We start from the raw sequence: 7,411 nt of genomic DNA, 5'->3' as shown, positions 1-7,411 counted from the left end.
ATCCCGCCGTCAGCCTGCCAGCGATGGAGCCCTGACGAACGATCCGGCCACGCCCAGGATCGTCCATGGCACCGCGTCAGCTACACCACGCCTCGGGACATGATCCCGGGATACGAAGAGCACGAGACGGCGAAGCTGGTGGCGGAGCACCTGCACGCCAGCGGCGTCGACGAAGTGCACACCGGCATCGGAGGCACGGGCGTCGTCGGCGTCGTCGCGGGCAGGAAGGTCGGGGCCGGACGATGCATCGGCCTCCGTGCGGAGCTCGATTGCCTCGCGCTCGACGAGACGACGGGACTGCCTTGGGCCTCGCGGCGTCCGGGCCTCATGCACGCCTGCGGACATGACGGCCACGTGGCGATCCTTCTCGCGGCCGCGAGCTATCTCGCGACCACGCGCGACTTCGCGGGAACGGTGTGCTTCGTCTTTCAACCCGCCGAGGAGGGCGGCGCGGGCGCGAAGGCGATGATCGACGACGGTCTGCTGACCCGCTTCCCCCTGGAGGCCGTCTACGCCATCCACAACGCCCCATGGATCCCGTCCGGCGAGATGGCGGTCAACCCGGGACCGATGATGGCCGCGGCGGACCACTTTAGGATCACCGTCGCAGGCTCCGGGGGGCACGGCGGCATGCCGCATCTCGGCGCCGACGCGATCCTCGCCGCTGCACAGGTTGTGGTGGGCGTTCAGAGCATCGTCGCACGCCACGTCGATCCCTTCGAGGCCGCCGTGGTCAGCTTCGGCGCTATTCAGGCCGGCAGCATGCGCCAGCACAGTGTCATGCCCGCCCGGGCCGACCTCATCGGCACGGTCCGTACCTATTCACCGGATGTCCAGGAGGCGATCGAGTCTCTCATGGGCAGGGTGGTCGCGCATACGTGTGAGGGGCTCGGCGTCTCGGGAGCGCTCGAATATGCACGCTGGTACCCCGCGACGATCAATCACCCGCGGGAAGCCGGCATTGCTCTGGAGGCGGGAGCGGACGTATTCGGCGCCCGGAGCTGCAGGAGCGGCGTCAAGCCGAGCACCGCGGGTGAGGACTTCGCCTTTCTCCTCCGTGAGCGGCCCGGCGCGTATGTCTGGCTCGGACAGGGTCGAACGGGGTCGGCGAGCCTCCACAGCCCGAACTATGATTTCGACGACCGCCTGATCCCGCCGGGGGCCGCCCTGTTGGCCTGCATCGCCGAGCGAGAGCTCGCCGTGGAGGGGAGCGTCGTCCGAGCATGACGTTGCGCGAGATGGCCGGGTCGATCTCTCATAATTGAAACTAAAAATTGTTCAAAAGATCGCTTGCATGATCGATTGCCTTGCAGTCGGTGTCATACTACACCTGCAACATCCTGGAGGCCGCGAAGATGGGCTTATACTCAAATTCTGCTCGGTATAGCTGCAGTTCAATTCTTCGCTGCGGCCAGTCCCGGACCGAATTTCATCATCGTCACCAATTATTCGATCAGCAGGTCCCGTACGTATGGGCTCCTTGCCGTGAGTGGGATACTGGCTGCCCGCGTAACATGGGCACTCATGGCCACCCTCGGGCTCCGCGTCCTTCTAACCAGCTATCCGAACCTCTACGCGGCAATGCAGTACGCATCCGCTGCTTACCTGATCTGGCTCGGCGGAAAGATACTCCTCGGCGCCGTACGCAAGACATACGGCAAGCCGGCATCCGCTGATCTCGATCGGCTCACGGCTTGGGAGGCGGTTCGGGCGGGCTTCGTGACGAACATGACGAACCCGAAGTCAGTCGCCTACTAATCCAGCCTCTTCGTGGTCATGATTCCTCCGCATGCTCCGCTCGATCTCTTCGCCGCGGGCGTCGCGGTTGCGCTGCTGGTCTCGACGCTTTGGTGGGTCTCGGTCGCGACGTTATTCGGCGTAGGCGCAGTGCGCCGCGCGTACGAGCGGTCGAGACGCGCGATCGACCTCCTCATTTGCGGCCTTCTGATCGCCCTGGGAATTCGCATTGCGGTACTTCGCTGATCGCGCGGCCGGGCGCGGTATATCCGCGGTTCCCACCGCCGGTCCTCGACCGTCTCTTCCACACTGCGCATCATCCCCGCGCACGACGAGAGCTCTCAGGGAAGTTCGGACATCAGTAGGGACTTTCACCCCCGCGCCGGTGAGCCTCCGCCATCATCACCCTGCCCGCGGACTTCAGGCACGGCTTCAGTCCTCCTCGTCCAGCCGCTTCCCCTCCTCGATGGACCGGGCGATCCGGCGCTCCGCGTCCTTCAGTACCTCCGCGTAGAGCGCACAGGCCGGCGACAGCCGCGACAGCCCGGCGAGCACCCTCCGCGCGGCTTCGCGTGTCTCGAGGTCGCGGGGCATCGGCTCGCCGGCCGTTCCGGACCAGGAGCCGGACGTCGCCGCGGCGGAAAGCTCTTCGACGGCGTCCTCGATCAGCTTTCCCTCGACGCTCCTGCAGCGATCGGGATATTGTACAGCGAAGGGTTCGCAGGCGAACATGAACGTGTGGTACACGTGCCGGCGGAGCCAGAGCCAAGCGTGCTCAATGTTTCAGCCGCCACGGTGTCGAGCCCGAAAACTGAACCGCGCCGGGTTTGCCGGAGACCGGTTGCTTTGAGTAGCTACGCGGCCTCGGCCTGGTCTTCCAGCGTGGCGTAGTAGCGGGCTTCCGCCTCGGCAGGCGGGATGCTGCCGATCGGCTCGAGCAAGCGGCGATGGTTGAACCAGTCGACCCACTCGAGGGTGGCGAACTCGACGGCGTCGATGTTGCGCCAAGGGCCGAGGTGGCGGATCACCTCGGTCTTGAACAGCCCTATGACGCTTTCGGCCAGAGCATTGTCGTAGCTGTCGCCGACGCTGCCGACGGAGGGCACGATGCCGGCCTCGGCGAGCCGCTCGCTGTACTTTATGGACACGTATTGAACCCCTCTGTCACTGTGATGGACGAGGCGGCTTTGTTCGGTCGGCCGGCGGGCGTGCAACGCCTGCTCCAGCGCGTCGAGCACGAAGCCGGCATGCGCGGTCTGCGAGACGCGCCAGCCGACGATCCGGCGCGCGAAGGCGTCGATCACGAAGGCGACGTAAACGAAGCCGTTCCAGGTCGCGACGTAGGTGAAGTCCGACAGCCAGAGCGCGTTCGGGTTCGGAGCACGGAAGTTCCGGTTCACCCGGTCGAGGGGGCAAGCCGCCGATTTGTTGCTGACCGTGGTCCTCACGCGAGCTCCCCTGACAATGCCCTGGACGCCCATCTGGCGCATCAGCCGCGCCACCGTGCAACGGGCCGCGCGGATGCCCTCGCGGGCGAGCTGGCGCCAGATCTTGCGGACGCCGTAGACACGGAAGTTCTCCTCCCAGACCCTGCGGATGTGGCCTCGCAGAACGGCGTCGGCTCGGGCACGCGCGGAGGCCTTCGTCGGATCCGCACGGCGGGCGAGATGCGCATAGTAGGTCGACGGGGCGATCGGCAGCTCGCGGCAGATCGGCTCGACTCCGTACGCACCTCGATGATCGTCGACGAACGCGATCATGTCTTCGACCGGCGGTCGAGCTCCGCCATCGCGAAATAAGCCGAAGCCTTCCTGAGTATCTCGTTCGCCTGGCGCAGCTCGCGAACCTCGCGCTCGAGCGCCTTCAGCCTGGATCGCTCGTCGCTCGTGAGGCCGCCGCGGCGCCCTGCGTCATGCTCGTCCTGGCGAACCCAGAGACGAAGCGTCTCCGCGTTACAGCCCACCTTCTCGGCCACCGAGCGGATCGCCGCCCATTGCGAGGCGTGCGCCCCCTCGTGCTCGCGCACCAGCCTGACCGCGCGCTCGCGCAGCTCGGGTGGGTACGACTTCGTGATCTTCTTGCCTTCCATGGACCCCATCCTTCCAAACGTTGGGGTCTCCGGCAAACCCGGCGCGGTTCAAACGCCTCGGCGATGAGAATGCTCGATAGCCCGAAAGGCGCTCGGACACGCGCTTGCGAAACCAGTAGATGTTGGTCCTGGGATGCTTTTGAGGCGATGCCGTGGGGGGAGTGACTGTGTAGCACCTTTGCGCAGCACAAAGGCGACCCGAAGGCCAAGCTACGCAGCGGACCTGTTGGCCGACAACACTTTCGAGGTCGTCGTGGCGGAGAGGGGGGGATTCGAACCCCCGATACGGTTGCCCGTATGCCGCATTTCGAGTGCGGTGCATTCAACCACTCTGCCACCTCTCCGAACCGAGGTGGGACGTCGGGCGAGAGCCCGGTCCCGTGAGCGGTGGCGGACGCGATAGCACGGGGGCGCGGGGGCGGCAAGGGGATCTTGCGTGAGCGCTAGGGCAATCGCCTCAGGTTAACGGGCGTGCATCTCTTGACGTGGCGTGATTCCTGGAGGGCTCCCGTGATTCGGAGCCTGCCATGTCCGAGCCCTTTCTCACCCGCTCGCTACTCGACCACTTTTCCGCACTGAAGGACCCTCGTCAGTCCTGCAAGGTGGCCTATCCGTTCCGAGAGATCCTGCTTCTCGTCCTGTGCGGCACCATCGCGGGCATGGAGGATTTCGTCGAGATCCGCGCGTGGGGCGAGCTCCGGCTGGCGTTTCTGCGTCGTTTCCTGTCGTTCGAGCGCGGAATCCCCTCTCACGATACGCTCAACGACATCTTCAATGCGATCGACCCCGAGCTGTTCAAGGCCTGCTTCCTGGAGTGGGTGTCCACGCTACGCGACGACGAGAAGGAGGTCATCGCCATCGACGGCAAGACCTCGCGGCGCACCCATGCGCGCGGCCGGGGCCGCGAGCCGCTGCATCTCGTCTCCGCCTGGGCGACGCGTCAGCGCCTGGTGCTCGGCCAGGAGGCGGTCGCGGACAAGTCCAACGAGATCACGGCCATCCCGCTGCTGCTCGAGCGCCTCGAACTCACCGGAGCCATCGTCACCATCGACGCCATGGGAACCCAGGCGCAGATCGCGAACACCATCGTGAAGCGGGGCGGTGACTACCTGCTCGCGCTCAAGGGGAACCGGCCGGCCACTCATGCCGACGTCGTCGACTTCTTCGCCAATCCACCGCCCGAGATCGCCTTCGACACGCACGTCACCGTCGACGGCGATCTCGGCCGCATCGAGGAACGCCGCCACAGCGTCTGCCACGACGTCGCCTGGCTCGTGTCCGACCGACGCTACCCCGACGAGCCGAGCTTCCCCCACCTCGCCGCCATCGCCATGGTCGAGAGCCGCGTCGAGCAGGCCGGAAAGCCGCGCGTCGAGAGGCGATACTACCTCTCCTCCGCCCTCCTCGACGCCAAGACCTTCGCCGCCGCCGTGCGCGCGCATTGGGGCGTCGAAAACCGCCTCCACTGGGTCCTCGACGTCGTCTTCCACGACGACCTCGCCCGGCTGAGAACCGGTCACGGGCCGCAAAACATGGCCATCGTCAAGCACATGGCCATGAACATGCTCCGGAACCCGAAGGACAAGCACTCCCTCAAGGTCCGCAAGAAGATCGCCGCAATCGACGAGGATTACATGGAGGCGCTCGTTCGTCAGGCCCCGCCGTTAACCTGAAGCGATTCCCCTGGCGTGAGCGCGCGCGCCCGGCTCGGCCGCCGCCCGCGCCACTCTCAGCGGGCGAGGACGACGAGGTGGCCGGGCACGGGGACGCCGGCGTCGCAGCGTGTCGTCGCGGGCTCGATGGCGACGACGCGCAGCCCCGCGCCGGCGGCGCGCGCGCGCAGGAAGCGGGCGGAATGGGAGAAGCGCGCGTCCGCGCCGATGGCGTAGCCCTCCCCCGCGATCTCCTCGTCGAGCGCCTGCACGGAGAAGGCGAAGAGCCCGCCCTCGGCGAGCGCCGCGCCCGCCGCGGCCAGGACGTGGACCGGATCGCCCACGTAGACGAGGACGTCGGCGGCGAGCATCAGGTCGATCGAGGCGGGCGCCATGCCGTCGAGCCAGGCGGTGAGCTCGGCCACGTCGAGCGCGTCGTAGACGCCCTTCTCGCGGGCCTTCTCCACCATGGCCGGCGCGAGGTCGCAGCCGGCGAGACGCGCCACGCGGTCGCGGATCGCCTCGCCCATCAGCCCCGTGCCGCAGCCGAGATCGAGGGCGTGCGCGAAGCGACGCCCGGGCGCGTGGCGGTCGAGCGCGTCGCGCAGGAGCTGTGGGCCGCGATAGCCGAGATCGCCGGTGAGATGCTCGTCGAAGCGCTCGGCGTAGCTGTCGAAGAGGGCGCGCACGTAGCCCTCGGCGATGGCGTCGGCGGCCGGGAGCGCACCGAGCCGCGCCAGCGTGACGCCGACGCCGAGCGCGTCCTCGGGCTCGAGCGTGCGCGCGCGCTCGAGCGCCGCGATCGCGCCTTCGACGTCGCCCTGCGCCGCGAGCGCCTCGCCGAGCAGCGCCCATGCGGGCGCGAAGCCGGGGGCGCGCTCCAGCGCCTGGGCCGCGAGATCGGCGGCGGCGGCGAGATCGCCGTCCTCGAGATAGCCCGCGGCATAGGCGTAGCGGCGATCCGCGAGAATGTCGCCGGTGGAGCGATGGACGAGGAGCGGGCGCGCCGTCACGCGTGCGGCCTCCGAGAGCGGCAGCGGCGCGGTCACGCCCGCCCCCGCGCGCTTTTCGCGGGCAGGACGACCCGCTCGATGAAGTTCGTGATCTCGCGGGTGCGCCGCCGCGGATCGAGGATCTCCGCGTCGAGGCCGTGCCGCCAGGCGAGATCGCGCCGGCCGGGATCGGCGTCGAGCGCGCGCAGGTCGGCGACGTAGCTCGCGGCGGCGCCGAGATCGGCGCACAGGCCGTCCTGCACCAGGCGCTCGCCGTAGCGATCGAGGATCGCGGCGAGCTCGCCCAGCGAGAATTCGGGATGGTACTGCACGCCCCAGAAGAGCCCGCCATCGTGGCGGATCTCGGCGGCCTGGATGCCGGCCATGGCGTTCGCGGCGAGGATCGTCGTACCCTCGGACGCCGTCTCGACGATGTCGAGATGGATCGCCGGCGCGTCGTATGAAGCGGGGCGGCCCGCGAGGAGCGGATGCTCGGCGCCGGCGGCGGTCGGCACGATGCGCCGGGCGAAGCCGACCTCGCGCCCGGCGGGATTGCGCGCCACGACGCCGCCGGCCGCGGCGGCGCCGACCTGGATGCCCCAGCACGAGCCGAAGGCCGGCGTGCCCGAGGCGTAGACGGCGCGCATCAGCTCGATCTGGCGCGCGATCGCGGGGCCGCCGTCGTAGAGGTTGAGCGCCGACCCCGTGAGGAAGACGCCGTCGTAGCCCTCGAGCCCATCGGGACCCGGCAGGTTCGCCCCCTCGTCCGCCGGATGCGCGATGTCGCAGGCGGCGCCCCGCGGTGCGAGCGCCTCCACGAGGGCCGCGTAGCTCTCGCCGAAGGTCTTTCCGAAATCCCGTCTGTGCGTCTCGCGGTCTGCGCGCACGTTGCCCTCGACGACGAGAAACCTTAGAGCCATGGACGGGGTGCCCTCGAGGGT

The 7,411-nt window shown here is 68.2% G+C and carries 7 protein-coding genes, 1 tRNA gene and 1 other annotated feature; of the genes, 3 read left to right on the top strand and 5 right to left on the bottom strand.

Translation table 11 applies throughout. The features are described 5' to 3' along the window. Together IEX89_RS11035 and IEX89_RS24770 are read left to right on the top strand one after the other, a co-directional pair. Positions 1-1,227: amidohydrolase (locus IEX89_RS11035; RefSeq protein ID WP_210317615.1), on the top strand; the 1,227-nt coding region annotated here is incomplete at its 5' end. Between the two features lie 63 nt (positions 1,228-1,290). Further along, positions 1,291-1,758 (top strand): LysE family translocator, encoded by a 468-nt coding sequence (locus IEX89_RS24770; RefSeq protein WP_188912715.1) that lies wholly within the window; start codon positions 1,291-1,293, stop codon positions 1,756-1,758. 411 nt (positions 1,759-2,169) lie between these two features. On the opposite strand, the gene IEX89_RS11025 is transcribed toward IEX89_RS24770, so the two are convergent. The 3 genes from IEX89_RS11025 to IEX89_RS11015 all read right to left on the bottom strand — a co-directional run bounded on the left by IEX89_RS11025 (position 2,170) and on the right by IEX89_RS11015 (position 4,170). Next, complete coding sequence (locus IEX89_RS11025) at positions 2,170-2,469, bottom strand: hypothetical protein (RefSeq protein ID WP_188912713.1); 300 nt, start codon at positions 2,467-2,469, stop codon at positions 2,170-2,172. A 122-nt stretch (positions 2,470-2,591) separates the two neighbouring features. Then, a protein-coding gene (locus IEX89_RS11020) for an IS3 family transposase (RefSeq protein ID WP_444544457.1) occupies positions 2,592-3,826 on the bottom strand; the annotation gives its coding sequence in 2 pieces (ribosomal slippage) (positions 2,592-3,529 and positions 3,529-3,826; 1,236 coding nt in all). Next, positions 3,423-3,539: a sequence feature (AL1L pseudoknot), on the bottom strand. Its footprint overlaps the gene before it by 117 nt. Positions 3,827-4,080: 254 nt before the next feature. Further along, positions 4,081-4,170: transfer RNA gene (locus IEX89_RS11015), tRNA-Ser, on the bottom strand. A 183-nt stretch (positions 4,171-4,353) separates the two neighbouring features. Between IEX89_RS11015 and IEX89_RS11010 the strand changes: the two genes are divergently transcribed. Next, entirely contained in the window at positions 4,354-5,499 is a 1,146-nt protein-coding gene (locus IEX89_RS11010; protein WP_188912709.1) for an ISAs1 family transposase, read from the top strand. Positions 5,500-5,555: 56 nt separating this feature from the next. Here IEX89_RS11010 and IEX89_RS11005 read toward each other — a convergent pair whose 3' ends face one another. Beyond that, complete coding sequence (locus IEX89_RS11005) at positions 5,556-6,527, bottom strand: class I SAM-dependent DNA methyltransferase (protein ID WP_244645279.1); 972 nt, start codon at positions 6,525-6,527, stop codon at positions 5,556-5,558. After that, positions 6,524-7,390 carry a glutamine amidotransferase-related protein gene (locus tag IEX89_RS11000; protein WP_188912707.1) on the bottom strand — a complete coding sequence of 289 codons (867 nt, stop codon included), beginning with the start codon at positions 7,388-7,390 and terminating at the stop codon, positions 6,524-6,526. The genes IEX89_RS11005 and IEX89_RS11000 overlap by 4 nt, the downstream gene beginning before the upstream one ends. Positions 7,391-7,411: the final 21 nt, after the last annotated feature.

Source organism: Salinarimonas ramus, from assembly GCF_014645695.1.
In the GTDB taxonomy this organism is placed as follows: domain Bacteria; phylum Pseudomonadota; class Alphaproteobacteria; order Rhizobiales; family Beijerinckiaceae; genus Salinarimonas; species Salinarimonas ramus.
The sequence above is the reverse complement of the archived record's forward strand: the minus strand, read 5'-3'. Positions and strand labels throughout refer to the sequence as shown.